23 protein-coding genes are annotated in these 22,451 nt (G+C 69.9%); 7 read left to right on the top strand and 16 right to left on the bottom strand.

The genetic code is table 11. The features are described from left to right. Nucleotides 1-50: 50 nt before the first annotated feature. Nucleotides 51-1,061, bottom strand: coding sequence for an amino acid ABC transporter substrate-binding protein (locus V5F75_RS09375; RefSeq protein WP_394037503.1), 1,011 nt, complete (start codon nucleotides 1,059-1,061; stop codon nucleotides 51-53). 151 nt (nucleotides 1,062-1,212) lie between these two features. On the opposite strand from V5F75_RS09375, the gene metC reads away from it, so the two are divergent. Further along, nucleotides 1,213-2,406, top strand: coding sequence for a cystathionine beta-lyase (gene metC / locus V5F75_RS09370; protein WP_394037505.1), 1,194 nt, complete (start codon nucleotides 1,213-1,215; stop codon nucleotides 2,404-2,406). Nucleotides 2,407-2,607: 201 nt separating this feature from the next. Next, entirely contained in the window at nucleotides 2,608-3,531 is a 924-nt protein-coding gene (locus V5F75_RS09365) for a bestrophin family protein (RefSeq protein WP_394037507.1), read from the top strand. A gap of 163 nt (nucleotides 3,532-3,694) precedes the next feature. On the opposite strand, the gene V5F75_RS09360 is transcribed toward V5F75_RS09365, so the two are convergent. From V5F75_RS09360 to V5F75_RS09335, 6 genes are all read right to left on the bottom strand, one after another. Beyond that, the gene (locus V5F75_RS09360) at nucleotides 3,695-4,024 is read right to left on the bottom strand and encodes a lipid-A-disaccharide synthase N-terminal domain-containing protein (RefSeq protein WP_393990128.1); all 330 of its coding nucleotides are present in this window, start codon (nucleotides 4,022-4,024) and stop codon (nucleotides 3,695-3,697) included. A 1-nt stretch (nucleotide 4,025) separates the two neighbouring features. Next, nucleotides 4,026-4,775 carry a glycosyltransferase gene (locus V5F75_RS09355; protein ID WP_394037533.1) on the bottom strand — a complete coding sequence of 250 codons (750 nt, stop codon included), beginning with the start codon at nucleotides 4,773-4,775 and terminating at the stop codon, nucleotides 4,026-4,028. Beyond that, nucleotides 4,769-5,701: a phosphatase PAP2 family protein gene (locus V5F75_RS09350; protein ID WP_394037509.1), complete on the bottom strand. Its 933-nt coding sequence runs from the start codon at nucleotides 5,699-5,701 to the stop codon at nucleotides 4,769-4,771. The genes V5F75_RS09355 and V5F75_RS09350 overlap by 7 nt, the downstream gene beginning before the upstream one ends. After that, nucleotides 5,698-7,431, bottom strand: coding sequence for an ArnT family glycosyltransferase (locus tag V5F75_RS09345; protein ID WP_394037511.1), 1,734 nt, complete (start codon nucleotides 7,429-7,431; stop codon nucleotides 5,698-5,700). The genes V5F75_RS09350 and V5F75_RS09345 overlap by 4 nt, the downstream gene beginning before the upstream one ends. A 229-nt stretch (nucleotides 7,432-7,660) precedes the next feature. Then, a complete protein-coding gene (locus V5F75_RS09340; protein ID WP_394037535.1) occupies nucleotides 7,661-7,822 on the bottom strand; it encodes a hemin uptake protein HemP in 162 nt (53 codons plus the stop codon). A gap of 399 nt (nucleotides 7,823-8,221) precedes the next feature. Further along, entirely contained in the window at nucleotides 8,222-9,031 is an 810-nt protein-coding gene (locus tag V5F75_RS09335; protein ID WP_394037513.1) for a histidine phosphatase family protein, read from the bottom strand. 224 nt (nucleotides 9,032-9,255) lie between these two features. On the opposite strand from V5F75_RS09335, the gene V5F75_RS09330 reads away from it, so the two are divergent. After that, nucleotides 9,256-9,588 carry a hypothetical protein gene (locus V5F75_RS09330; RefSeq protein ID WP_393990132.1) on the top strand — a complete coding sequence of 111 codons (333 nt, stop codon included), beginning with the start codon at nucleotides 9,256-9,258 and terminating at the stop codon, nucleotides 9,586-9,588. Nucleotides 9,589-9,739: 151 nt separating this feature from the next. On the opposite strand, the gene rpsI is transcribed toward V5F75_RS09330, so the two are convergent. The 4 genes from rpsI to V5F75_RS09310 all read right to left on the bottom strand — a co-directional run bounded on the left by rpsI (nucleotide 9,740) and on the right by V5F75_RS09310 (nucleotide 12,018). Next, nucleotides 9,740-10,222, bottom strand: a complete 483-nt coding sequence (rpsI, locus tag V5F75_RS09325; protein WP_394037515.1) for a 30S ribosomal protein S9 — start codon at nucleotides 10,220-10,222, stop codon at nucleotides 9,740-9,742. Between the two features lies 1 nt (nucleotide 10,223). Beyond that, nucleotides 10,224-10,685 (bottom strand): 50S ribosomal protein L13, encoded by a 462-nt coding sequence (gene rplM / locus V5F75_RS09320; RefSeq protein ID WP_394037517.1) that lies wholly within the window; start codon nucleotides 10,683-10,685, stop codon nucleotides 10,224-10,226. A 237-nt stretch (nucleotides 10,686-10,922) separates the two neighbouring features. Further along, on the bottom strand, nucleotides 10,923-11,501 hold the full coding sequence (locus V5F75_RS09315) for an NAD(P)H-dependent oxidoreductase (RefSeq protein WP_394037519.1): 579 nt from the start codon (nucleotides 11,499-11,501) through the stop codon (nucleotides 10,923-10,925). Nucleotides 11,502-11,568: 67 nt separating this feature from the next. Then, nucleotides 11,569-12,018 (bottom strand): PaaI family thioesterase, encoded by a 450-nt coding sequence (locus tag V5F75_RS09310; protein ID WP_394037521.1) that lies wholly within the window; start codon nucleotides 12,016-12,018, stop codon nucleotides 11,569-11,571. A 122-nt stretch (nucleotides 12,019-12,140) separates the two neighbouring features. Here V5F75_RS09310 and V5F75_RS09305 point away from each other — a divergent pair, with 122 nt between their 5' ends. Both V5F75_RS09305 and V5F75_RS09300 read left to right on the top strand, forming a co-directional pair. After that, nucleotides 12,141-12,977 (top strand): enoyl-CoA hydratase, encoded by an 837-nt coding sequence (locus V5F75_RS09305; RefSeq protein ID WP_394037523.1) that lies wholly within the window; start codon nucleotides 12,141-12,143, stop codon nucleotides 12,975-12,977. A 118-nt stretch (nucleotides 12,978-13,095) separates the two neighbouring features. Beyond that, complete coding sequence (locus tag V5F75_RS09300; RefSeq protein WP_394037525.1) at nucleotides 13,096-14,529, top strand: hypothetical protein; 1,434 nt, start codon at nucleotides 13,096-13,098, stop codon at nucleotides 14,527-14,529. Nucleotides 14,530-14,555: 26 nt separating this feature from the next. On the opposite strand, the gene V5F75_RS09295 is transcribed toward V5F75_RS09300, so the two are convergent. Further along, nucleotides 14,556-14,774, bottom strand: a complete 219-nt coding sequence (locus V5F75_RS09295) for a DUF2842 domain-containing protein (RefSeq protein WP_394037527.1) — start codon at nucleotides 14,772-14,774, stop codon at nucleotides 14,556-14,558. Between the two features lie 109 nt (nucleotides 14,775-14,883). Between V5F75_RS09295 and V5F75_RS09290 the strand changes: the two genes are divergently transcribed. Next, a complete protein-coding gene (locus V5F75_RS09290; RefSeq protein WP_394041029.1) occupies nucleotides 14,884-15,972 on the top strand; it encodes a COX15/CtaA family protein in 1,089 nt (362 codons plus the stop codon). On the opposite strand, the gene V5F75_RS09285 is transcribed toward V5F75_RS09290, so the two are convergent. After that, the gene (locus tag V5F75_RS09285) at nucleotides 15,957-16,655 is read right to left on the bottom strand and encodes an LrgB family protein (protein ID WP_394038031.1); all 699 of its coding nucleotides are present in this window, start codon (nucleotides 16,653-16,655) and stop codon (nucleotides 15,957-15,959) included. The genes V5F75_RS09290 and V5F75_RS09285 overlap by 16 nt on opposite strands. Continuing rightward, nucleotides 16,642-17,076 (bottom strand): CidA/LrgA family protein, encoded by a 435-nt coding sequence (locus V5F75_RS09280; RefSeq protein ID WP_394038035.1) that lies wholly within the window; start codon nucleotides 17,074-17,076, stop codon nucleotides 16,642-16,644. Before V5F75_RS09280 ends, V5F75_RS09285 begins: the two co-directional genes overlap by 14 nt. Nucleotides 17,077-17,184: 108 nt before the next feature. Here V5F75_RS09280 and V5F75_RS09275 point away from each other — a divergent pair, with 108 nt between their 5' ends. Next, the gene (locus V5F75_RS09275) at nucleotides 17,185-18,102 is read left to right on the top strand and encodes a LysR family transcriptional regulator (protein WP_394038029.1); all 918 of its coding nucleotides are present in this window, start codon (nucleotides 17,185-17,187) and stop codon (nucleotides 18,100-18,102) included. A gap of 121 nt (nucleotides 18,103-18,223) precedes the next feature. Here V5F75_RS09275 and greA read toward each other — a convergent pair whose 3' ends face one another. Together greA and carB are read right to left on the bottom strand one after the other, a co-directional pair. Further along, the gene (gene greA / locus V5F75_RS09270; protein WP_394038027.1) at nucleotides 18,224-18,697 is read right to left on the bottom strand and encodes a transcription elongation factor GreA; all 474 of its coding nucleotides are present in this window, start codon (nucleotides 18,695-18,697) and stop codon (nucleotides 18,224-18,226) included. A 256-nt stretch (nucleotides 18,698-18,953) separates the two neighbouring features. Then, a complete protein-coding gene (gene carB, locus V5F75_RS09265) occupies nucleotides 18,954-22,319 on the bottom strand; it encodes a carbamoyl-phosphate synthase large subunit (protein WP_394038025.1) in 3,366 nt (1,121 codons plus the stop codon). Nucleotides 22,320-22,451: the final 132 nt, after the last annotated feature.

Genomic DNA, 22,451 nt, shown 5'->3' with positions numbered 1-22,451 from the left:
GTCGTCAGGCTGGCGACCCGCCGCCGCGCCCCGCAACGGGCGCCGCGGGGTCAGCGCACCGGCATGCCGTATTGGATGCCGCCCTTGTTCCACAGGTTGTTGAGCCCGCGCTCCAGGCCGAGCGGGGTCGCGGGGCCGAGGTTGCGGTCGTAGATCTCACCGTAATTGCCGGTGGCCTTCACGATCCGCACAGCCCAGTCGGGGGTGAGGCCGATGCCCTCGCCATACTTGCCGTCGGTGCCGAGCAGGCGCTTCACCTCGGGATTGGGCGAGTTCAGCATCTCGTCCACGTTCTTCTGGTTCACGCCCAGCTCTTCCGCGTCGAGCAGCGCGAAATAGGTCCACTTCACGAGGTCGAACCACTGGTCGTCGCCGTGGCGCACCAGCGGGCCGAGGGGCTCCTTCGAGATGGTCTCGGGCAGCACCACGTGGTCGGCAGGGTTGGTGAGCTTGAGGCGCACCGCGGCGAGCTGCGAGCGGTCGGAGGTGAACACGTCGCAGCGGCCGGACTCATAGGCCTTCACGGTCTCGTCGAGGGTGCCGAAGGCGATGACCTCGCGATACTTCAGGCTGTTAGCGCGGAACCAGTCGGAGACGTTGAGCTCGTTGGAGGTGCCGGTCTGCACGCAGATGGAGGCGCCATCGAGCTCCTTGGCGGCCTTCAGGCCCAGCGACTTGCGCACCAGGAAGCCCTGGCCGTCGTAATAGGTGACGCCGGCGAAGTTGAAGCCCAGCGTGGTGTCGCGCGACATGGTCCAGGTGGTGTTGCGCGACAGCACGTCGATGGCGCCGGACGTGAGCGCCGTGAAGCGATCCTTGGCCGAGAGGGGCGTGAACCTCACCTTGGTCGGATCATTGAAGATGGCGGCCGCGACGGCGCGGCAGAAATCCACGTCGAAGCCGCTCCACTCGTTCTTGTCGTTGGGCGTGGAGAAGCCCGGCAGGCCCTGGGACACGCCGCAGTTGAGCGCGCCCCGCGTCTTCACGTCGTCGAGGGTGCCGGCGTGGACGGCGCCGACCAGGGACAGAAATCCGGCGGCTGCGATGAGGAAGCGTTTCACGGAAGGTTCCTTCTTTCGGATGACGTCCTCGCGGGCCCCGTGAAGTCTCGACGCAGCGCCCCGGGCCGTCTATCCCGCACATCTCAGACCGATGTTGCGGTACGGTCAATAGAGACTCAGAGGTTATGCGGCAGCGGAAATGGAGGCCGGCATGGCAACGACCAAAGACGACATCGAAAACATGAGCATGGCCCCCGCGACCCAGGTGGTGCACCTCGGGCGCGACCCGCAGCGGTTCGACGGGTTCGTGAACACCCCGGTGGTACGCGGCTCCACCGTCCTCTCGCCCACCTACGATGATCTCGTCCACCACCGCGGCCGCTACAGCTACGGCCGGCGCGGCAACCCCACCACCGAAGGGCTGGAGGCGGCGCTGAAGGCGCTCGAAGGGGGCGACGGCGTGGTGCTGACGCCCTCGGGCCTGTCCGCCGTGTCCATCTCGCTCCTCTCGGTGCTGGGTGCCGGCGACCACCTGCTCATGGTGGACACCGCCTATCGCCCCACCCGCACCGTCTGCGACAGCGTGCTGACCCGCATGGGGGTGGAGACCACCTATTACGATCCGCTGGCGGGCGCCGACATCGAGGGGCTCATCCGGGAGAACACCCGCGCCATATTCCTCGAATCGCCCGGCTCCCAGAGCTTCGAGATGCAGGATGTGCCGGCCATCGCCGCCGTGGCGCGGGCGCGGGGCATCACCACCCTCATCGACAATACCTGGGCGACGCCCCTCTTCTTCCGGCCCCATGCGGTGGGGGTGGACATCTCCATCCAGGCCGGCACCAAATATATCGGCGGCCACGCGGACCTGAACCTCGGCACCATCTCAGCCGTGGGCCCGGCCTGGAAGAAGGTTCTCGCCACCCACGGCAACATGGGCATCACCATCTCCCCGGACGACGCCGCCCTCGGCGCGCGCGGCCTGCGCACCCTGGCGGTGCGCCTCGCCCACCACCAGCGCTCCGGCATCGAGATGGCGCAATGGCTCCAGGGGCGCCCAGAGGTGTCGCGCGTGCTGCATCCGGCGCTGCCGTCCGATCCCGGCCACGCCATCTGGAAGCGCGACTTCTCCGGCGCCACCGGCCTGTTCAGCCTGATCCTGAAGGACGTGCCCGAACGGGCCGTCGCGGCCTTCTTCGATGCCCTGAAGCTGTTCGGCATGGGCTATTCCTGGGGCGGCTTCGAGAGCCTCGCCATCCCCTTCGACTGCCGGGACTACCGCACCGCCACCGACTGGGACGTGGAGGGGCCGGCGGTGCGCCTGCATATCGGCCTCGAGGACACGGTCGACCTGAAGGCGGACCTCGAGCAGGCCTTCGCCGCCCTCGCCGCGGCCGCCGGCTGAGCACCCCCGCGGCGCCCGAAAGCGCGATGCTCCGGAGCCGGCAGGAGATAATGCTCCTGCCGGCGACGGCCTTCGGCGCCGTCGGCCCCCGCCGCATGCGGTCCGTCTTCGCACGGGCGCTTGTCAGACCACGCCGGCACGCCATCCGTCGCCCCGCCCGGCGTCAGGCTGGGACGGCATGAAAGAGCACGGAAACCTCCCATGATCGTCCGCGAGCGTCCGGGCCTGATCCGCCTGTTCCTGATCCTGAAGGGCTCGGTGCTCCAGCGCATCTTTCCGCAGGTGATGGTGGTGATGGCCCTCTCCGCGCTGGTGGTGCTCCTGCACGGGCGCCAGCCGGGCATGGTGCCCTCCTTCTCGGGGGCGCCGTTCGCGCTGCTGGGCATCGCGCTGTCGGTGTTCCTCGGCTTCTCCAACAACGCCTGCTACGACCGCTGGTGGGAGGCCCGCAAGGCGTGGGGCGTCCTGATCGCCGCGACCCGCGACCTCGCCCGGCGCACCCTTCTTCTGGAACGGCGCGGCACCGAGGCGCGTGCGGCGCGGCGGCGGCTGGTGGCGCTCGCCATCGCCTTCGCCCACACGCTGGTGGCCCACCTGCGCCCCGGCGCGGCGGGCGACGAGGTCATCCGCACCCTGCCGGCCGACCTTGCGGCCGCGCACGCCGCCTGCCGCAACCCGCCCGCCCTGCTGCTGGGCACCATGGGCGAGACGCTCGCGGACCTGCGCGAGGCCGGCCGCCTCAGCGACATCGAGTACCGCGCGCTCGACGACACCCTCACCCGGATGACGGACACCCTCACCGCCTGCGAGCGCATCAAGGGCACGCCGGTGCCGTTCGGCTACCTGCTGCTGCTGCACCGCACGGCCTATCTGTTCTGCTTCCTGCTGCCGTTCGGCTTCGCCGACGTGCTGGGCTGGGCGACGCCTTTGGCCACCGCCCTCGTGGCCTACACCTTCTTCGGCCTGGACGCGCTGGGCAACGAGCTGGAGGAGCCCTTCGGCACCCTGCCCAACGACCTGCCCATCGCCGCCCTGGCCGCCTCGATCGAGATCGGCCTGCGGGAAGCCATGGGCGAAACCGACCTGCCCCCGGCGCCGGAGCCGGTGGACCACCTCCTGCTTTGAACGGCATCGCGCGCTGCGCGGGGCCGGATGGGAAAGGCCCATGCGCCCAACTCGCGGGGCCCTCGGCGCAAGAAGAGGCCGCACTGCCGGCATCATCCCGCCGCCGGGAATGAAAACGGCCGGAGAGCATCGCCCGCCGGCCTCATCCACGGGGTGCCCGCCTTCAGGTCACCGCGCGGTTGGCGCGGCGCTCGCGCAGGGCGAACTGAAGGTTCCGGATGTAGATGAAGGTGGACAGCGCCTGCCCCGCGATGAACACCGGGTCGCGCCGGTAAAGCGCATACACCAGCAGCAGCGTGCCGCCGCCGAGGGAGAAGGTCCAGAAGGCGAACGGGATGACCGAGCGCTGCGCCTTCTCCGAGGCGATCCACTGCACCACGAAGCGCATGGTGAACATGATCTGCGCCACGAGGCCGAGCACGGTCCACCAGTCGAACTGGTCGATGAAGACCTCATGGAGATATTGGCCAACCGAGCCGAGATAATAGAGCATCTCAGCCGCGCTCCACCACCTGCGGCACCCGGCGGCGCTTGACCAGCCACCACACGCCGAGAAGATCCCCGATGCCCACCCACAGGCGGTTCCAGAAGCCGTACTTGGAGACGCCGTGCCAGCGCTCGCGGTCCACCACCTTCACGGTGAGGATCTCGTAGCCCTCGCGCTTCACCAAGGCGGACATGAAGCGGTGCAGGCCGTCGAACACCGGCAGGCGCAGGTGCACGTCGCGCCGCACCACCTTGAGGCCGCAGCCGGTGTCGCGGTTGCCGTCGTTGAGCATGCCGCGCCGCACCGCATTGGCGAGACGGGACTGGAAGCGCTTGAAGCGGGTGTCCTTGCGGCCCTGCCGCTCGCCCTGCACCATGCCCACCTTCTCGCCGCCGGCATCCAGCACGCGCACCATCTCGGGCAGGTAGGCGGGGTTGTTCTGGCCGTCGCCGTCGAGCAGCAGCAGCAGCGCGCCGCGGGCGGCGCGGGCGCCGGTGTCCACCCCGGCGGTCTTCCCGCACGACGTCGCGTGCACCAGGATGCGCAGGTAGGGCCGGGTGGCCGCCGCCTTGCGCAGCTCGGCGAGGGTGGCGTCGGTGGAGCCGTCGTCCACGAAGATCAGCTCGAACGGCTCGAAGGAGAGGGCCGCGTCGATCTCGTCGATGAGGGGGGCGATGTTCTCCGCCTCGTCCCGGACGGCGATGACCACCGAGAGGCGGGGAACGATGGCGGCGGGGGCATCAGCGGAGGTCACGATCTCGCCTCTTCAAGGGGAACGGGGGAACGGCCGCTCCACGGCAGCAGCCGCCCGAGCCTGCGCGCGGACGGCCCTGCCATGGGCGCGATGGCGCCGCGCGCGTCAACCCGGAACACCAGGCGGCGCGCGGCGAACACCTTCGCCATCCACAGGACGAACGCGGTCGCCACGCAGGCCCCCGCGATCACATCGCTCGGATAATGGGCGCCGAGCACGACGCGTGTCGCCGCCACAAGAACGGCCAGCGCCAGCAGCGGCCGACGCGCACGGGGGAACAGCAACGCGAAGGCCACCGCCGTCGCGAACACCGTGGTGGAATGGCCGGAGGGGAAGGAGGCGTAGCTCGCCTTCCAGGAGAGCCAGTCGAAGGTGAGCTGAGGCTCCGCGCCCGGCAGGCGCAGCGCCACATGGGGCCGGGCCCGGCCGATGAGGCGCTTCACCACCGTCACCAGCAGGCCCGCGCCCGCCACCGAGAGGAACAGGAAGCCGAGCCGCGCCAGCAGCGCGCTCGCCACCCGCCGGCCCATGTCGTCGAACACCGCCGCGAGGTGCCGGCGCAGCACCAGCGCCGCCACCAGCGTGAGGCCGAGCGGCCACAGCACCACGCTGCCGAGGCCGAGGTCCGTCAGCCGCTCGGTGAGGATCACCACGCCCGCCGGCAGGCGCGGCCGGATGCCGGGCGTCAGCGGATCGACCAGCAGCATGGCCGCCGCGACCACGCCGAAGGCAAGCGCCGCGAAAGCCGCGATCTCGAACCAGCCGGCCCGCACCACCTTCGGCAGCGGCCGCCGCACCGGGCGGCGGCGAAGGTCCGCGAGCGCCTGGAAGCCGTCGGCAAGCGCATCCCGCACGCCCTCCGCGAGGCGGCGCCACAGCTCGCGGGCGCGCTCGGCGGGCGTCGCGCCGGGGGACGCGTCAAGGCTCACCGCGCCGGCTCCTGCGCGCGGAAGACGGTGATGCTCACCGGCCGCCCGCCGTTGTAGGCGAAGCCGTCCACGGTGGCGATGGCGCCATACTTCAGGTCGAGCTCCGCCGCCCGTTTCTCGAACAGGGGGCGCATCTTGCTGTCGATGAAGGCGAGCGCGCAGCCTCCCTTCTTCAGCAGCTCGGCCGCTTCCGTGGGAGGAATGTAATTGATCTTGGTGCCCACCAGGAACACGAGGCTCGGCTCCTGGTAAGGCACGGAAGCGATGTTCTCCGCCGGGCAGCCGGTCTCGGCGGCGATGGCGGCGAGGCGCTCGGAGATCCACACCGCGCGCATCTGCGGCAACAGCACCTGATAGACCGCGAAATAAAGCACCAGGGCGGCCGCCACCATGGTGAGGAAGGCGCCTTCCGCCCCCACGCGCCCCAGGGCGCGCGCCGCCACCACGGCCAGGACCACCGCCACCAGCAGCAGCGGCCACGCCAGCAGGCCGAGCCCGCTGCCGAGCCATACATAGGCCCCGCCCAGCCCCACCGCGAGCAGCCCCGCCATGACCGGCCACAGCCACACGAGCCCGCCGAGGCGGCTGCCCGCCTTGGCGAGGGTTCCACGCTCCATGGCCATCGCGGCCAGGATGGCGAGGGCCGGATAGAGCGGCAGCACATAATGGGGCAGCTTGGTCGCCGCGATCTCGAACGCGACCCAGGCAGGCACCACCCACGCAAGCAGGAAGCCCACCGCCGGCTCGCGCCGCGCGCGCCACGCGAAGGGCACCGCCATGGCCGCCAGCACCACGCTGGGCCAGAAGGTGCCCCACACCGCGAGCAGGTAGGTGCCCGGCGGCCCCCAATGCCCCTCCTGCCCTTCCGTCACCTTGCCGAGCATGTCGACGCCGACGGCGAGCTGATAGAAGGCGCCGTTAGTGACGTAATAGATGGCCACGAACCAGGGCAGCACCAGCAGCAGGCACCACAAGAGCCCCGGCAGCGGCTTCAGCGCCTTCAGGAAGCGCCCCGACCGCCCGGCGATGACGAGCGCCACCACGGCGAGGCCCACGAACAGGGGCGCCATGGGCCCCTTCACCAGGATGCCACCGGCCATGGCGGTCCAGAAGATGGCGGCGAGCTTGAAGTCGCTCATGCGCTCGCCCGCCGGCTTCAGCCACGCCCGCGCCAGGGCGCCGAAGCACGCGACGATGGTGAGCAGCAGCACCGCGTCCGTCTTGGCGAGGCGCGCCTCCACCCCCAGCAGCACGCAGCTCGCCATCAGCAGGCCGGCGACGAGCGCGCCGCGCCGCGAAAGGAACACCAGCGCGGTCCAGTAGGTGAGCAGCACCGCGCCCACGGCGGCGATGAGCGAGGGCAGGCGATAAAAGGCGATGGAGGTGCGCGCGGAGGGGCCCACCACCGCCTCGCCCAGCTTCACGGAGGCGGCCTGGAGCCAGTGGATGCCCACCGGCTTCTTGTAGCGCACCTGCACGTGGAAGCGGATGTCCACGTAATTGCCGCTCTCCAGCATCTGCTTGGTGGCCTGCGCGAAGCGGGCCTCGTCGCGGTCGATGGGGGAGAGGGAGAAGAAGCCCGGCAGGAAGGCGGCCAGCGCCACGATCACCAGCAGGAGGGACGCCCGCGCGTGGCTCCGCGCCGCGTGGTCGAGCACGCGCGTCAGGCGGCGCGGGAGGTCGAGGTCGAATGCCCGGCCCTTGAGGGGGGCGGGCTCTGAGATGGCCATGCTCTGGTCGGTTCCGCTCGAATTCGGCGCGGACAATAGCAGAACCGCCCCCACCGGAAAGGCCCGGCGGAAAGAAGCCGAAGCCCCCTCCCCCGCGCGGGCGGACCTCTGGCAAAGGAAAAGGGCGAAGGAAAGGCGCGAATTGCCACGCCGCCGCTGCCGTATCGGCATGCGGCTCCGTCGCACCCCGGCCGCCGCCATCTCTCGGGAGACGACGCCGCAGACCCGGCTACTTGGTGAGGATCAGCTTGTTCTGGGCCGTGAGGCGGAGCTGATAGGTCTGGTCGCCGTGGGCGATGGTGATGAGGCGCCCGGCGGCGAACAGGTCGCGGCTGTCGAGCTGCGCATCCACCATGGGGATGGCCCGCGCGCCGCCGCCGGACCGCCCCATCCAGCCCTCCGCCGCCGAATGATCCCCTGCCCAGGCGGCCTGCAGATAATCTTGCTTGGTCATTTTGAACCGCTCCAAATTGCGCACCGGGACATGCAAGTATTCAGTTCAGTGCGGCCTCTTTAGAAAGATTCAATATTTATCTCTCCGGCCGTCATCTTTGAATAATACATGCCGTTGTTCGGATCAACTCGCAATATGGCAATCGCGTGTCGCCGCCCCGCCGCCCCGATGGCCAAGGGCGGCAACGCTCAGAATGCGGGCCGAAAGGAGAATGCTCCTGGCAGAACGGGCGCGCGGTCGCCCGCGATTCGCGGCCGGACAAAAAAACGGCTCCCGCCCCGCCCGAAAGGGCGATGGCGGGAGCCGACCAAGCCGGGCATGACAGGCCGACGGGCCTCAGAGCTTGCAGCCGCTCTCCGCGGTGAGGCCATTGGGCTGCCCCCATTCGTTCTGCGGCACGCCCGAATAGGGCGCGGGATAGACCTGCCTGATGGACTTGAAGGACGACGCCTGCCGCGTCGTCGGGTCGAAATCGATGATCCAGAAATAGTCGTAGGTCTCGCCCGGCCAGTCGGCCAGGGCCTCGGCGAAGCGCGAGAGGCCGAACAGGTCGTAGAGGGTCGAAGGCGCCTCGGGACGGCCATCGTCCTTGGCGACCGTTGCCTGGAGGGCGGCTGGGCTCTCGCCCGCCTCCTTCGTCGCGGCCTTGTCCTTCTGCGCGCCGGACTTCCGGGCGTGGCCGGAAACCGTCTTGGCGATGTGGTCGTGCTCCCAGGTCACCACCACGGTCGCGCCGTCCCAGCGCGGATCGGTGAGCAGGTCGCGCGCGAGCTGCTGGGTCTGGGCGTTGAGCAGGTTGTCACCCAGCACGCCCGAAGCGCCGGGAATGGCCGGGTAGATGATGACCGGCTGCCCCCAGGAGCGCGCGGAGGGGGCGATGGTCTCCAGTGTATGAAGGGTGATCGCGAAGAAGGCCTTCGGCACCTCGCCGGGGCGGAACAGGCTCGTCTCCGCCGCCTGGCCGAGATATTGCGCGGCCAGCGCCTGGGCCCGCTCCTGCCCCACGGAACACAGGCGATAGGCATCATGCTTCTCGCCATGGCGCAGCAGGATGATGCGGCCGGGCAGCGCCATCGCCTGCGTCGCCCCCAGCGCCACCGCCGCGGCGCATGCGCCCGCCGCGCCCCACCTCTTCCAGCCCGCCATTCCAGCCTCCCGCTTCCGTGTCCCGTGCCCGCGAGCCAACCATATTCCCCGCCACATCGCCATACCGTGCAAGCCCGGCATGTCCCACTGTCAGCCCGCCTTTTGGAAGGCGCTCCGCTCGCGATGCCGACGCGGAAAACCTGGCGGCGGGCCGCAGGGCCTTCACACCCTCGCGCGAACATGCTTCAAGGCGGGGACGAAAGCTCGGGTTCGGGAGGTGAGCCATGCTCACAATCAGGTTGGGGGCCGGCGCGCAGGCCATGATGCTGCTGGCGGGTCTCGGCACCCTCGCCACGGCGGCGCTGGCGCAGAACGCGTCCCGCCCGCACGTGGTCATCACGCCCAACGTGATCCAGCTGCCGGTGATCCCCCAGGGCAACTATCTCGACCCCGGTCCCGGCCCCGCCATCCGCCCCGACGTGAAGATCGGCCGCGGCGAGAACAACGATTATGTGTTCCCGCCCGACCTTTCCGGCGGCTACGGCTCCGGCCCGCCCGGCGACCCCACCAACAACGGCTCCTGGAGCCCGCTGGCCGGCGACACGCCGAGCTTCTGATTCCCGCCCGCCGGGACGATTGAAAAAGGGCCGCACGCAGCGCGTGACGGCCCTTTTTGCTGCCCGCAGGCGCGCCGCGTAACGCGCGGCGCAAAAAGAAAGGCGGCGGGAAACCCCGCCGCCTTCCAAAAAAGCCAGATCGAAGCGCGGATCAGCGCTTGGAGAACTGGAACGAACGACGCGCCTTGGCCCGGCCGTACTTCTTGCGCTCGACCACGCGGCTGTCGCGGGTGAGGAAGCCGCCCTTCTTGAGGGGGCTGCGCAGTTCCGGCTCGTAATAGGTGAGCGCCTTGGACAGGCCGTGACGCACCGCGCCGGCCTGGCCGGAGAGGCCGCCGCCGGTGACCGTGCACACCACGTCATACTGGCCTTCACGCGCCGCAGCCTGGAACGGCTGGTTGATCATGAGGCGCAGCACCGGGCGGGCGAAGTACACCTCGATGTCGCGGTCATTGACGGTGATCTTGCCGGTGCCGGGGCGGATCCAGACGCGGGCGACCGCGTCCTTGCGCTTGCCGGTGGCATAGGCGCGGCCGAACTTGTCCAGCTTCTGGACATGGACCGGGGCAGACGCTTCCTCGGTGGTGATGTTGGCGCCGCCAAGATCTTCGAGGGACTGGAGAACCTCGGCCATGTCAGTTCCTCACGTTCTTGCGGTTGAGGGCAGCCACGTCGAGGGCGACGGGCTGCTGGGCCTCGTGGGGGTGAGCCGGGCCCTTGTAGACACGGAGGTTGCCGAGGATCTTGCGGCCGAGCGGGCCGCGGGCGAGCATGCGCTCCACCGCCTTCTCGATGACGCGCTCCGGGAAGCGGCCCTCGAGGATGAACTTGGCGGTGCGCTCCTTGATGCCACCCGGGAAGCCGGTGTGGTGGTAGTAGACCTTCTGGTCCTTCTTGCGCCCGGTGAACACCGCCTTCTCCGCGTTCACGACGATGACGTTGTCACCGCAGTCCACGTGGGGGGTGTAGAGGGGCAGGTGCTTGCCCTTCAGGCGCATGGCGATGATGGTGGCGAGGCGGCCCACGACGAGGCCGCTCGCGTCGATCACCACCCACTTCTTCTCGATATCGGCGGGCTTGGCCGAATACGTCTTCATGGGGATCGGTTCCGAATAAGAAAGCCGGACGTGACGGCCGCGAGGCCGCGCGCTGTCCGGCGATGCAGGGCTTCTAAAGGAGGCCAGGGTATCCGTCAATGCGCACCGGAACTGAAAACACATTCAAAATCATATGGTTATAAAATTGGTATTTTAACACCGTTGAAATTCAGCCGTTTTTGCCTTGGCTTGCGGCCCTCGGAAGCATCGGCGCACCCGGCCACCGCTGCGGCATCCTCACCGCGCCGCGCGGCCGAGCGCCTCCATCCGCCGCAGCCAATCCCGCCGCCGCTCATCGCCCGCTGCCTCGACGCCGCCGAGCACGGTGGCGCGCACGGGCCGGAAGCCCACGAAGGCCAGGATGTTCCGTGTCACCGCCGAGAGGCCGGCGCCGAGATACCAGATGCGGAAGACCAGGGCCGGCATGCCCATGGTCACCACCACCCGCGCGGAACGGCCCTTCAGCAGCATCTGCGTGCCCCCCGGCACGTAGCGGAAGGCGAATCCGGGGCGCAGAAGCTGCTCCAGAAACCCCTTCAGCACCGCCGGCGCGCCGCCGAGCCACAGCGGAAAGAACAGCACCAGATGCTCGGCCTCCATCAGCGCCCCGCGCGCCTCGGCCAGGACAGGGGGAGACGGCGCATCCAGGAAATCCTGCTGCGTGCGCAGGAGGGGCACGTCGAGGCGCGCCACCTCCAGCAGCGTCACCCGGTGTCCGGCGGCGCGCGCCCCCGCCGCATAGGCCTCGGCCAGCGCATGGCACAGGTGCCCCCCGGCCGGATCGGGGTGCCCCTGCAGGATGAGGATGCCGGTCATCTTCGCCTCCCGCCTTTCCCGGTGATTCTGCCTCCGGCGGACGGCGCCGTCCTTGCGCGCGATCAGCTCAGGCCGGGCCGGGGATGGAATAGGTGGCGACGCAATGGGCGACGAGGTCGTCGCTGCCCGCGCCCCGGATGCCCACATCCCCCACCGCGAGGCGCTTGCCGAGCTTGATGAGCCGCGCATCGGCATGGATCGGCCCCGGCGCCGGCTTGCGCAGGAAATTGATGGAAAGGTTGGTGGTGACGGCCAGCGCCACCGGCCCGATCTGCGCCAGCAGCGCCACATAGACCGCGATATCCGCGAGCGCCATGAGCGCCGGGCCGGAAACCGTGCCGCCGGGCCGCAGGTGCTCGTCGGCGGCATCGAGGCGGATGGTGGCGGTGCGCCGGCCGATCGCCTCGATGTGATGGGGCCTGCCGGGCCCGAACGCCTGCGGGAACGCGCCGTGCAGGAACTCCTCCAGCGCCGCGATGGTCATGACCGTCGCCGGCGCGCCACCCTGGATCGTCATCTGTTTCCTCCCATGCCGGAGTTGCCCGGCTGTCGTTCTGCGGGCGGCTCGCGCGCACCCCGCCTTGTGCATAGAATGCCGCCCCACAAGATCAAGCATTCCGCTTTCCGGGAGGATCGCCCATGTCCACGCCGATGCCCGCGTCCGCAGCCGTTGCCGGCGCCTCCGACGGCGCCATCGTGAGAACCGAGGTGGCCGAGGGCGTCGCCACCCTCACCCTCGCCCGGCCGCAGTCGCGCAACAGCCTGTCCGAGGCGATGATGGCCGCCCTCTCCGCAGCCCTGGCGGCCATCGCCGCCGACCCGGCGGTGCGCGCGGTGGTGCTGGCGGCGGAAGGCCCGGTGTTCTCAGCCGGACACGACCTCAAGGAAATCCAGGCCCACCGCGGCGATGCCGACCGCGGCCGCACCTATTTCGAGCAGGTGCTGAAGCGCTGCTCCGCGCTCATGACCGACATCGTGCTCCTGCCCCAGCCCGTCATCGCCGCCGTGGAGGGCATGGCGACCGCCGCCGGCTGCCAGCTGGTGGCGAGCTGCGACCTCGCGGTGGCCGGGGCCGAGGCGCGCTTCTGCACGCCGGGCGTCAACATCGGCCTGTTCTGCCACACCCCCATGGTGGCGCTTTCCCGCAACGTCTCGCGCAAGCACGCCATGGAGATGCTGCTGCTCGGCGAATGGGTGGAGGCGGAGGACGCCCTGCGCATGGGCCTCCTGAACCGGGTGGTGGAGAAGGGCGCGGCGCTGGCGGAGGCCACCGCCCTCGCGCGGCGAATCGCCGGGAAGTCGCAGGTGCCGGTGAAGCTCGGCAAGGCCGCCTTCTACGCGCAGATCGAGATGGGCCTGGAGGAGGCCTATGCCTACGCCTCCCGCGTGATGACCCAGAACATGCTGGCGCGCGACGCGGACGAGGGCATCTCGGCCGTGCTCGAGAAGCGCGCGCCGCGCTGGGAGAACCACTGAGCCCCGCCCCGGTGGGCACCGCACATAGCGGCCTTAACCATCTCTCAACCATAACTGGGTTTTGCTGTCTCATCGAAGCCGGCGCACCTTGCGCCGGCCAGGACGGGACCAGCAGCGCATGGCCTCGAATGTCGCCGAGATCGGGATCAGCGCCGCCGTTGCGGCGCCGGCGCGGGCGCGCCGCCTCGGCGGCTTCAACGCGGGCGCGCTGGCGCTCGCCGCCATGGCCCTCGCCAGCGCCCTGCCCCTGCGCTTCACCGCCTCCGCCGACATCGCCTTCGACACCGCCACCCAGCCGCCGGCCGCCACCGTGCGCGGCATCGCCCAGGTGCTGGGCTCGCGCGAGCTGGCCCGCGACGCGCTGGGGCGGCTCGACCCCGCCGAGGTGGCGCGCCTCGCCTCCGAAGGCCTCTTCCCCGCCGCCGCCGGCCCGGACCTGCCGGCCCTCACGGAGCAGGCGGCCCGGCGCGTGGCGCAGGATGTCTCCGTCGCCCCCGTCAACGGCGGGCGCGGGTTCGACATCGCCGTAACCGCCCCCTCGCCCGCTCTGGCCGCGCGGCTCGCGGACGCCTATGTCTCCGCCGCGCTCGGCCTGGAAGCCCGGCCCTCGGCCGCGGCGCTGCCCGGCCTCAGCCGCGGAGCACCGGCGGCAGCGCCGTCGCTGCCGGATGCGCCGGGGCCCCTGCCCTTCACCCTGCTCGCCGCGGCCACCGCCACCTTCCTCCTGGGCCGGCGCCGCCAGCGCCGCGAGCCGCTGCCGCAGGGTCTTCTCGACCGCGCCGCGCTGCCGCGCCAGCTCGACACGCCCCACCGCATCACCTGGCTCGACGGACCCGCCGCGCGGGGACTGGAGCTGGACGCCGCGGTGGAAAAGCTGCTGCCCCATGCCACCACCTGGCCCGAAGGCCCGGCGCGGGCGCGCGGGCGGCTGGTCTATGTCACCTCTGACAGCCTGCCCGACGCCGCCGGCCATTGCGCGCGCGCCCTCGCCCGCCGCCTCGGCGACGACGCCGGCGTGGTGCTGGTGGTGCTGGACCGCGCGGCGGACAGCGCTGACCTCATCGACCTCGGCTGCGAGGCGGGCGACCCCGGCGTGCGCGAGCTGCTGCTCGGCCGAGCCCGCTTCGGGGAGGCGCTCCACCGCGATCCCCGCTCGCGCGCCCATGTCATCCCGCCCGGCCACCTGCCGCCGGGCTGGACCTCGGTCACCGGCGCGGAAGCCGACGAAGCGGCCGGCGAGACGGCGCGCCTCTCCACCATGCTCGACGCCCTGCGCCAGACCTACGACTATGTGGTGGTGGCCAACCCGCCGCTGGCGGCCGACGAGGCCCTCTCCGGCTGCGATCCGCTGATGGTGTGCCTGACCGCCGACACCGCGCCGTCCACGGCGGCGGTGGAGAGCTTCGATGCCCTCGCGGCCATGCGCTTCCCCCGCATCGTCATGCTGCGCTTCGCCACCGGCGCTGCGGCGGACGAGCCGGAGCCGAAAGAAATCCTGCCGCCCGACATGATCGCCATAATGGACGAGCCGGCCCGCAGGCGGGCGGCCTGAGGCGGGACGGCTCCGCGACGGCCGGCTCAGGCCTTGGGCCGGTCCGGTCGCTCCATCCACCAGATGAGCGCGCCGGCGGGGATCACCCACAGCGTGCCGAGCAACACGTAGCACACGGCCTGCGCCGCCCAGTGCAGCTCGGTCACGCGCCCCTGCGCCAGCGCCATGGCCCCGAGCGCCCACACCACCACCAGGACCAGCAGCAGCACCGTGCCGATGAGCTTGCGGATGCGCTGGGGCATCATGGGCCTCTCTCTCCCTGTCGCGGCCGCCTTGTGGCGCCGATGAGGAGCCCTCTATAACGGATCGGCCGCGAGAGCCACGACAGAATGGCCGCCGGCACGGAGGAAGGCCATGATGGAGGCCACGCGGAACATCGCGCGCCCCTTCACGCGGGACGAGTGCCTGCGGCACGCGCCGGCCGGCGCGCCGCGGGCGGTGCGGCTGTGGCTCTGGGCCATCGCCGCGCTCATCATGGCCATGGTGGTGGTGGGCGGGGCCACGCGGCTCACCGAATCCGGCCTCTCCATCACCGAATGGAAGCCCGTGACCGGCATTTTCCCGCCCCTCTCGCCGGCGGCCTGGGCGGCTGAATTCGACCGCTACAAGGCCATTCCCCAATATGAGATCCTCAACAAGGGCATGGGGATCGACGCCTTCAAGCGCATCTACTGGTGGGAATGGGCGCACCGGCTGCTGGGAAGGCTCACGGGCGCCGCCTTCCTGCTGCCGCTGCTCTGGTTCGCGGCCACCGGGGCGATCCGGGGGCGGGTGCTGGCCCTGTGCATGGGGCTGTTCGCGCTCGGCGGGCTGCAGGGGGCCGTGGGCTGGTGGATGGTGGCCTCCGGGCTCAGCGCGCGCACGTCCGTCAGCCAGTACCGGCTTGCGGTACACCTCACCCTCGCCTGCCTCATCCTGTGCGCCACCGTGGCGCTGGCGCGCGCTCTCGCCCCGGCCCTTCCCGGCCCGGCTGCGCCGAGGCGGCTGCGCGCAGGCGCCCTGGGGCTCGTCGGCCTCGTGCTGGCGCAGATCTTCGCGGGCGGGCTGGTGGCCGGGCTCGACGCCGGCATGGCCTTCGACACATGGCCGCTCATGGACGGGCATCTCATCCCGCCGCCAGAGCAGCTCCTGGCGGCTCAGCCCTGGTGGCGCAATGTGTTCGAGAACGCGCTCACGGTCCAGTTCGACCACCGCATGATCGCCTATGCCCTGTGGGCGGCGAGCCTGCTCCACGCCATCGCCGTGCGCCGCACGCCGGCGGCGTGCGGCGCACTCATCCTCTTCATGCTGGTGAGCCTCCAGGCGACGCTCGGCATCGCCACCCTGCTTTCCGCCGTCGCGCTGCCGGTGGCGCTGGCCCACCAGCTCGGCGCCACCGTGGTGCTGGTGGCGGCCACCGTGCACGCGAGCGACCTGATGCGGGCGCCTCAGCGCAGCAGGTAGGCCACGGCCGGCGCCATCATCACGTTGAACAGGCCCGCCAGCACCATCACGAGGCCGGCGATGGACCCTTCCTCGCCGCCGATCTGGTGCGCCTTGGCGACGCCCGCGCCGTGAGCGCCCATGCCGAACAGGGCGCCCCGCGCCAGGGAGGAGCGCAGCGGCATCACCTTCAGCAGCACCTCCCCCAGCGCCGCGCCGCAGACGCCGGTGAGAATCACGAACACCGCCGTGAGGTCCGGCAAGCCGCCGATGTCGTCGGAAACCGCCATCGCGAAGGGCGTGGAAGTGGAGCGCGGCATCAGCGAGAGCTGCATCGTGGACGACAGGCCGAGCCAGGAGGCCATGAAGAAGGCCGCCACCATGGCGATGGACGAGCCCACCAGCACGCCCAGCAGCAGCACCGGCCAGTGCCGGCGGATGACCGCCCGCTGCTCGTAGATGGGAATGGCGAAGGCCACCGTCGCCGGGCCCAGCATCAGCACCAGCCAGTGGGTGGAGCGGATGTATTCCGCATAGCCCGCGTGCAGGGTGACCGCGACCACGCCCACCAGGATGGGCGTGAGCAGCAGCGGCGAGGTCCACCAGAAGCGCCAGCGCCGGGCGATGAAGCGCGACACGAGATAGGCGCCGATGGTGACCGCCGACCAGAAGAGGGTCGCCTCCAGGGCGTCAAGCGCCGGCATGGGTCTCCTCCCGCCGCGCGCGCCAGCGGTAGCACAGGTCCACGGTCAGCGCCGTGCCGCCCATGACGAGCACCGTGCCCACCAGGATGACGGCCACGATCTTGAGGCCGAGCAGCCCCACGAACTCATGATGGTCGAGCACCGCCATCACCGCCGGCACGAAGAACAGGAGCATCTCGGCGATGAGCCAGGAGGCCCCGCGCCGCACGGCCTTGGGGCGGATCCAGCCGCTGGCGAGCAGAACAAGCACCACCGCCATGCCGACGATGCCGCCGGGAAGGGGCAGATGGGCGACGCGCACCAACGCCTCGCCGAGCCCCCAGAACAGCGCGAGCACGGCGATCTGCATCAGGCCCGAGCGATGCAGGGTGGAGCGGAATAGAACGGCGCTGCGCCGGAACGCGCGCTTGGGAACAGGCATTTTGGTAAACATGGGGGCACCTCCAGTGCCGTCACCCTGAAGATAGTGCCGCCCCCGCTATTATGAAAATGAATTGACTGAATTCAATCCATTCCATAGAGGAATTGAATGGAACTGCGGACCCTGAGGGCCTTCGTCGAGGTGGTGCGCCAGGGCGGCTTCTCCCAGGCCGCCAAGGTGGTGTTCGCCACCCAGCCCACCATCTCCAAGGCGGTGAAGCAGCTGGAGGAGGAGCTGGGCGTTCCGCTGCTCGACCGCATCGGCCACAAGAGCGTGCTCACCGCCGCCGGGGAGATCGTTTACCGACGGGCGCTCACCATGCTGGCCGAGCGCGACGACCTCATCGCCGAGCTCGCCGACCTGCGCGGGCTCCGCACCGGCACGCTGCGGCTCGGCCTGCCGCCGCTGGGCGCCAGCACGCTGTTCGCGCCGCTGTTCGCCATCTACCGGGCGCGCTATCCGGGCATCGACATCCGCCTGACCGAGCAGGGCTCCAAGCGGCTGGAGGAGATCGTGCTGGCGGGCGAGGTGGAACTCGCCGCCTCCCTTCTGCCCACGGCGGAGGATTTCGATTTCCAGCCCGTGCGGTGCGAGCCGCTGATGGTGGTGATGCACAAGGACCACCCGCTGGCGGGGAAGAAGGCGGTGGGCATCGGCGCGCTGTCCGCCTCGCCCTTCATCCTGTTCGAGCAGGGCTTCGCGCTCAACAAGGTGCTGCTGGAGGCGTGCGAGCGCAACGGCTTCGCACCCACGGTGGCGGCCCGCAGCGGGCAGATCGACTTCATCGTGGAGCTGGTGGCCGCGCGCCTCGGCGTCGCCTTCCTGCCCATGACCATCGCCGCGCTGCGGCGCACCTCGGCGGTGTCGCTGGTGCTGCTGGAGGAGCCGGGCACCCAGTGGCACATGGCGCTGGTGTGGCGGCGCGGCGGCTACCTCTCGCGCGCCGCGCGGGCCTGGGTGGACCTCACGCGCGAGGTCTACGGCGCGACGGCGGAGGCAGAGATCGCTCCGGCGCCGGCAAAATAGCATCAACGCCCATGAGCGTGGCGCAAATGCCCCTGCCTCAAGCCCGCCGGGCGCCTGGGTGAAACTCAACGGGCCCCGGTCGAAGACCGGGGCCCGTTACATTGGGAACGACGCCAGGCCGTCAGGACCAGCGCACCTCGACGATCTCGAACGAACGGGCGCCCTTGGGGGTCACCACCTCCACGGAGGAGCCCTTCTTCTTGCCGATGAGGGCCCGCGCCATGGGTGAGGAAATGGAGATGCGGCCCGCCTTGGCATCCGCCTCGCTGTCGCCGACGATCTGCCAGACCCGCTCTTCCTCGGTGTCCTCGTCCACCAGGGTGACGGTGGCGCCGAACTTCACCACGTCTCCCGAGAGCTTGGTCACGTCGATCACCTCGGCGCGGGAGATCTTGTCCTCCAGCTCCGCGATGCGACCCTCATTGAGAGACTGCAGCTCCTTGGCGGCGTGATACTCGGCATTCTCGGAGAGGTCGCCGTGGGCGCGCGCCTCGGCGATGGCGGCGATGATGCGCGGGCGCTCCACCTGCTGGCGCTGCTTCAACTCCTGCTCGAGGGCGGCATGGCCCCCGATGGTCATGGGAATCTTCTCCATGGGTCCTTTCAAGACCTCCTGAAACTGTTCTGCGCGACATGCCGCCCCGCGGCCCGTCGCCCTTCAAAAAACTCCGTGCCCGCGCAACGCGGAAACCAGCGGCACGGCAGCGACGGCATGGAACCCGGTCTCCCGCCGGCCCCGCGCCAGAACCGCCCGGCTGACGCCACGCGACCCCCACCGGACACAGGAGACAAAATAACCACCACGCGCGGACGCCGAAACGCCCGCGCTGCTCAACCTGTCCGTGAATCCCTCAGGCGACGGAGGTCTTGCTCCGCGCCAGCGGGTCGTCGGCGGCGTGGAAATAGTCCTGGAGCGGGCGCACCTTCAGGTCGCCCCCCACATAGGCCTTGATCCCCTCCGCCGCCGCGACGGCACCCGACAGCGTGGTGTAATACGGCACTTTCTGCAAGAGGGCCGCGCGCCGGAGGGAGCGGCTGTCCGCAAGAGCCTGCGCGCCCTCGGTGGTGTTGAACACCAGCTGCACCTCACCGTTCTTGATGGCGTCCACGATATGGGGACGGCCTTCCAGAACCTTGTTGATCTTGGTGGCGGAAATGCCGTGCTCCTCCAGGAAGCGCTGGGTGCCGGAGGTGGCGATCACCTTGAAGCCCAGGTCCTGGAGCATCTGCACCGACGGCAGGATGCGCGCCTTGTCATGCTCACGCAGGGAGATGAACACGGTGCCGGCCTTCGGCACCTTGGTGCCGCCGCCGAGCTGGCTCTTGGCGAAGGCGACGCCGAAGTCGGTGTCGAGGCCCATCACCTCGCCGGTGGAGCGCATCTCCGGGCCGAGCACGGTGTCCACGCCCGGGAAGCGGGCGAAGGGGAACACCGCCTCCTTGATGGCGATATGGTCGAACTTCGGCTTCTTGAGATCGAAGTCCGCGATCTTCTCCCCCGCCATCACCCGCGCGGCGAGCTTGGCGATGGGCAGGCCGATGACCTTGGCCACGAACGGCACCGTGCGCGAGGCGCGCGGGTTCACCTCGAGGACGTAGATGTCGTCGTCCTTGATGGCGTACTGCACGTTCATGAGGCCGCCGACGCCCAGAGCCAGGGCCATGGCCGCGGTCTGCTTCTCCAGCTCCGCGAGGATCTTCGGGCTCAGGGAATAGGGCGGCAGCGAGCAGGCGCTGTCGCCCGAATGGATGCCGGCCTCCTCGATGTGTTCCATGATGCCGGCGATGAACACGTCCTTGCCGTCGCAGAGCGCGTCCACGTCCATCTCGATGGCGTCGGACAGGTAGCGGTCGAACAGGAGCGGGTTCTTGCCCAGCACCGTGTTGATCTGGCCGGTCTTGTCGTTGGGGTAGCGGGCCTTGATCTCCTGCGGCACGAGGCCCGGCAGGGTCTCCAGCAGGTAGTCGCCGAGCTGGCTCTCCTCGCGGATGATCTGCATGGCCCGGCCGCCCAGCACGTAGGAGGGGCGCACCACCATGGGATAGCCGAGGTCGGAGGCGACCAGCCGCGCCTGCTCCACCGAATAGGCGATGCCGTTGGCCGGCTGGCGGATGGCGAGGCGCTCCAGCAGGTGCTTGAAGCGGTCGCGGTCCTCGGCCAGGTCGATGGCGTCGGGGGATGTGCCCAGGATCGGCACGTTGGCGTCGGCGAGCGCCTTGGCGAGCTTCAGCGGGGTCTGGCCGCCGAACTGCACGATGACGCCCCGCACCTTGCCGTTGGTGCGCTCCCGCTCGATCAGCTCCAGCACGTCCTCGGCGGTGAGCGGCTCGAAATAGAGCCGGTCCGAGGTGTCGTAGTCGGTGGAGACCGTCTCGGGGTTGCAGTTGACCATGATGGCCTCGTAGCCGACGTCCTTGAGAGCGAAGGCCGCGTGGCAGCAGCAATAGTCGAACTCGATGCCCTGGCCGATGCGGTTCGGACCGCCGCCCAGGATGATGACCTTCTCGCGGTCGGAGGGCCGCGCCTCGTCGGCGAGCGCGCCCGCGAAGGGGGTCTCGTAGGTCGAGTACATGTAGGCGGTGGGCGAGGCGAACTCGGCGGCGCAGGTGTCGATGCGCTTGTAGACCGGGTGCACGTCGAGCGCGCGGCGCTGGGCCCGCACGTCCGCCTCGGCGCGGCCGGTGAGGGTCGCGAGGCGCGAGTCGGAGAAGCCCATGGCCTTCAGCCTGCGGAAGGCGCCGGGGGTGGCGGGCAGGCCGAGGCGGCGGATCTTCTCCTCCGCCTCCACAATGCCGCGGATCTCCGCCAGGAACCAGCGGTCGATCTTGCAGGCGGCGTGGATCTGCTCATCCGACATGCCGAGCCGCATGGCCTGGGCCACATAGAGCAGGCGGTCGGGCGTGGGCCTGCCGAGCGCGGCGCGGATGGCGTTCTTGTCGTCGCCCTGGCCAAGGCCCTCAATCTCGATGTCGTCGAGGCCGGTGAGGCCCGTTTCCAGCGAACGCAGGGCCTTCTGCAGGGATTCCTGGAAGGTGCGGCCGATGGCCATGGCCTCGCCCACCGACTTCATGGCGGTGGTGAGCACCGGGTCGGCGCCGGGGAACTTCTCGAAGGCGAAGCGCGGCACCTTCGTCACCACATAGTCGATGGTGGGCTCGAAGGAGGCCGGGGTGGCGCCGCCGGTGATGTCGTTCTCGATCTCGTCCAGCGTGTAGCCCACCGCGAGGCGGGCGGCCACCTTGGCGATGGGGAAGCCGGTGGCCTTCGACGCCAGCGCCGAGGAGCGCGACACGCGCGGGTTCATCTCGATGACGATGAGGCGGCCGTCCTCGGGGTTCACCGCGAACTGCACGTTGGAGCCGCCGGTCTCGACACCGATCTCGCGCAGCACCGCAAGCGATGCGTCGCGCATGATCTGGTATTCCTTGTCGGTCAGCGTCAGCGCCGGGGCGACGGTGATGGAATCACCGGTGTGCACGCCCATGGGATCGATGTTCTCGATGGAGCAGACGATGATGCAGTTGTCCGCCTTGTCGCGGACAACCTCCATCTCATACTCCTTCCAGCCCAGCACGCTCTCTTCCACCAGCACCTCGTTGGTGGGGGAAGCATCGATGCCGCGCTCGATGATCTCGATGAACTCGGCCTTGTTGTAGGCGATGCCGCCGCCGGTGCCGCCCATGGTGAAGGAGGGGCGGATGATGGCCGGCAGGCCCACCACCTCCAGCGCCTCCAGCGCCTGGGAGAGGGTCTTGATCTGGCGCGACTTGGGCGTGGAGAGGCCGATCTTGGTCATGGCCTCGCGGAACAGCTCGCGGTCCTCGGCCTTGTCGATGGCCTCGGCGGTGGCGCCGATCATCTCGACGTCGAACGCCTCCAGCGTGCCCATCTTCTTGAGCGAGAGGGCGCAGTTGAGCGCCGTCTGGCCGCCCATGGTGGGCAGAAGGGCGAACCCCTTGGAGCGGTCGCCGCGCTCCTTCTCGATGATCTTGGCGACGATCTCGGCGGTGATGGGCTCGATATAGGTGGCGTCCGCCATGTCCGGGTCGGTCATGATGGTCGCCGGATTCGAGTTCACCAGAACGACTCGGTACCCCTCCTCCTTCAGCGCCTTCACCGCCTGGGTGCCGGAATAATCGAACTCGCACGCCTGGCCGATGACGATCGGGCCGGCGCCGATGATGAGGATGGTTTCGAGATCGGTGCGTTTCGGCATGTCTTCCTGGCGCTCTGGATCACGCGGGCCTCGGGCGCGCCCCCGCCCGCGACAAGACGCGGGCCTGGGAACGTGCTCTAGGCGCAAAAAAAGGGCCGCGGGTCACGCGCCCCTGGAGGATCAGTCCATCGC

This window comes from Xanthobacter albus (assembly GCF_043194895.2).
In the GTDB taxonomy this organism is placed as follows: Bacteria; Pseudomonadota; Alphaproteobacteria; order Rhizobiales; family Xanthobacteraceae; genus Xanthobacter.
This window is presented reverse-complemented; position numbering and strand designations above follow the sequence as displayed.

Bases quoted from the DNA above. Each gene is read 5' to 3' on its own strand.
- metC (WP_394037505.1), top strand. From the start codon at position 1,213: ATGGCAACGACCAAAGACGACATCGAAAACATGAGCATGGCCCCCGCG.
- V5F75_RS09365 (WP_394037507.1), top strand. From the start codon at position 2,608: ATGATCGTCCGCGAGCGTCCGGGCCTGATCCGCCTGTTCCTGATCCTG.
- V5F75_RS09360 (WP_393990128.1), bottom strand. From the start codon at position 4,024: ATGCTCTATTATCTCGGCTCGGTTGGCCAATATCTCCATGAGGTCTTC.
- V5F75_RS09345 (WP_394037511.1), bottom strand. From the start codon at position 7,431: ATGGCCATCTCAGAGCCCGCCCCCCTCAAGGGCCGGGCATTCGACCTC.
- V5F75_RS09340 (WP_394037535.1), bottom strand. From the start codon at position 7,822: ATGGGGCGGTCCGGCGGCGGCGCGCGGGCCATCCCCATGGTGGATGCG.
- V5F75_RS09335 (WP_394037513.1), bottom strand. From the start codon at position 9,031: ATGGCGGGCTGGAAGAGGTGGGGCGCGGCGGGCGCATGCGCCGCGGCG.
- V5F75_RS09330 (WP_393990132.1), top strand. From the start codon at position 9,256: ATGCTCACAATCAGGTTGGGGGCCGGCGCGCAGGCCATGATGCTGCTG.
- rpsI (WP_394037515.1), bottom strand. From the start codon at position 10,222: ATGGCCGAGGTTCTCCAGTCCCTCGAAGATCTTGGCGGCGCCAACATC.
- rplM (WP_394037517.1), bottom strand. From the start codon at position 10,685: ATGAAGACGTATTCGGCCAAGCCCGCCGATATCGAGAAGAAGTGGGTG.
- V5F75_RS09315 (WP_394037519.1), bottom strand. From the start codon at position 11,501: ATGACCGGCATCCTCATCCTGCAGGGGCACCCCGATCCGGCCGGGGGG.
- V5F75_RS09310 (WP_394037521.1), bottom strand. From the start codon at position 12,018: ATGACGATCCAGGGTGGCGCGCCGGCGACGGTCATGACCATCGCGGCG.
- V5F75_RS09305 (WP_394037523.1), top strand. From the start codon at position 12,141: ATGTCCACGCCGATGCCCGCGTCCGCAGCCGTTGCCGGCGCCTCCGAC.
- V5F75_RS09300 (WP_394037525.1), top strand. From the start codon at position 13,096: ATGGCCTCGAATGTCGCCGAGATCGGGATCAGCGCCGCCGTTGCGGCG.
- V5F75_RS09295 (WP_394037527.1), bottom strand. From the start codon at position 14,774: ATGATGCCCCAGCGCATCCGCAAGCTCATCGGCACGGTGCTGCTGCTG.
- V5F75_RS09290 (WP_394041029.1), top strand. From the start codon at position 14,884: ATGATGGAGGCCACGCGGAACATCGCGCGCCCCTTCACGCGGGACGAG.
- V5F75_RS09285 (WP_394038031.1), bottom strand. From the start codon at position 16,655: ATGCCGGCGCTTGACGCCCTGGAGGCGACCCTCTTCTGGTCGGCGGTC.
- V5F75_RS09280 (WP_394038035.1), bottom strand. From the start codon at position 17,076: ATGCCTGTTCCCAAGCGCGCGTTCCGGCGCAGCGCCGTTCTATTCCGC.
- V5F75_RS09275 (WP_394038029.1), top strand. From the start codon at position 17,185: ATGGAACTGCGGACCCTGAGGGCCTTCGTCGAGGTGGTGCGCCAGGGC.
- greA (WP_394038027.1), bottom strand. From the start codon at position 18,697: ATGGAGAAGATTCCCATGACCATCGGGGGCCATGCCGCCCTCGAGCAG.
- carB (WP_394038025.1), bottom strand. From the start codon at position 22,319: ATGCCGAAACGCACCGATCTCGAAACCATCCTCATCATCGGCGCCGGC.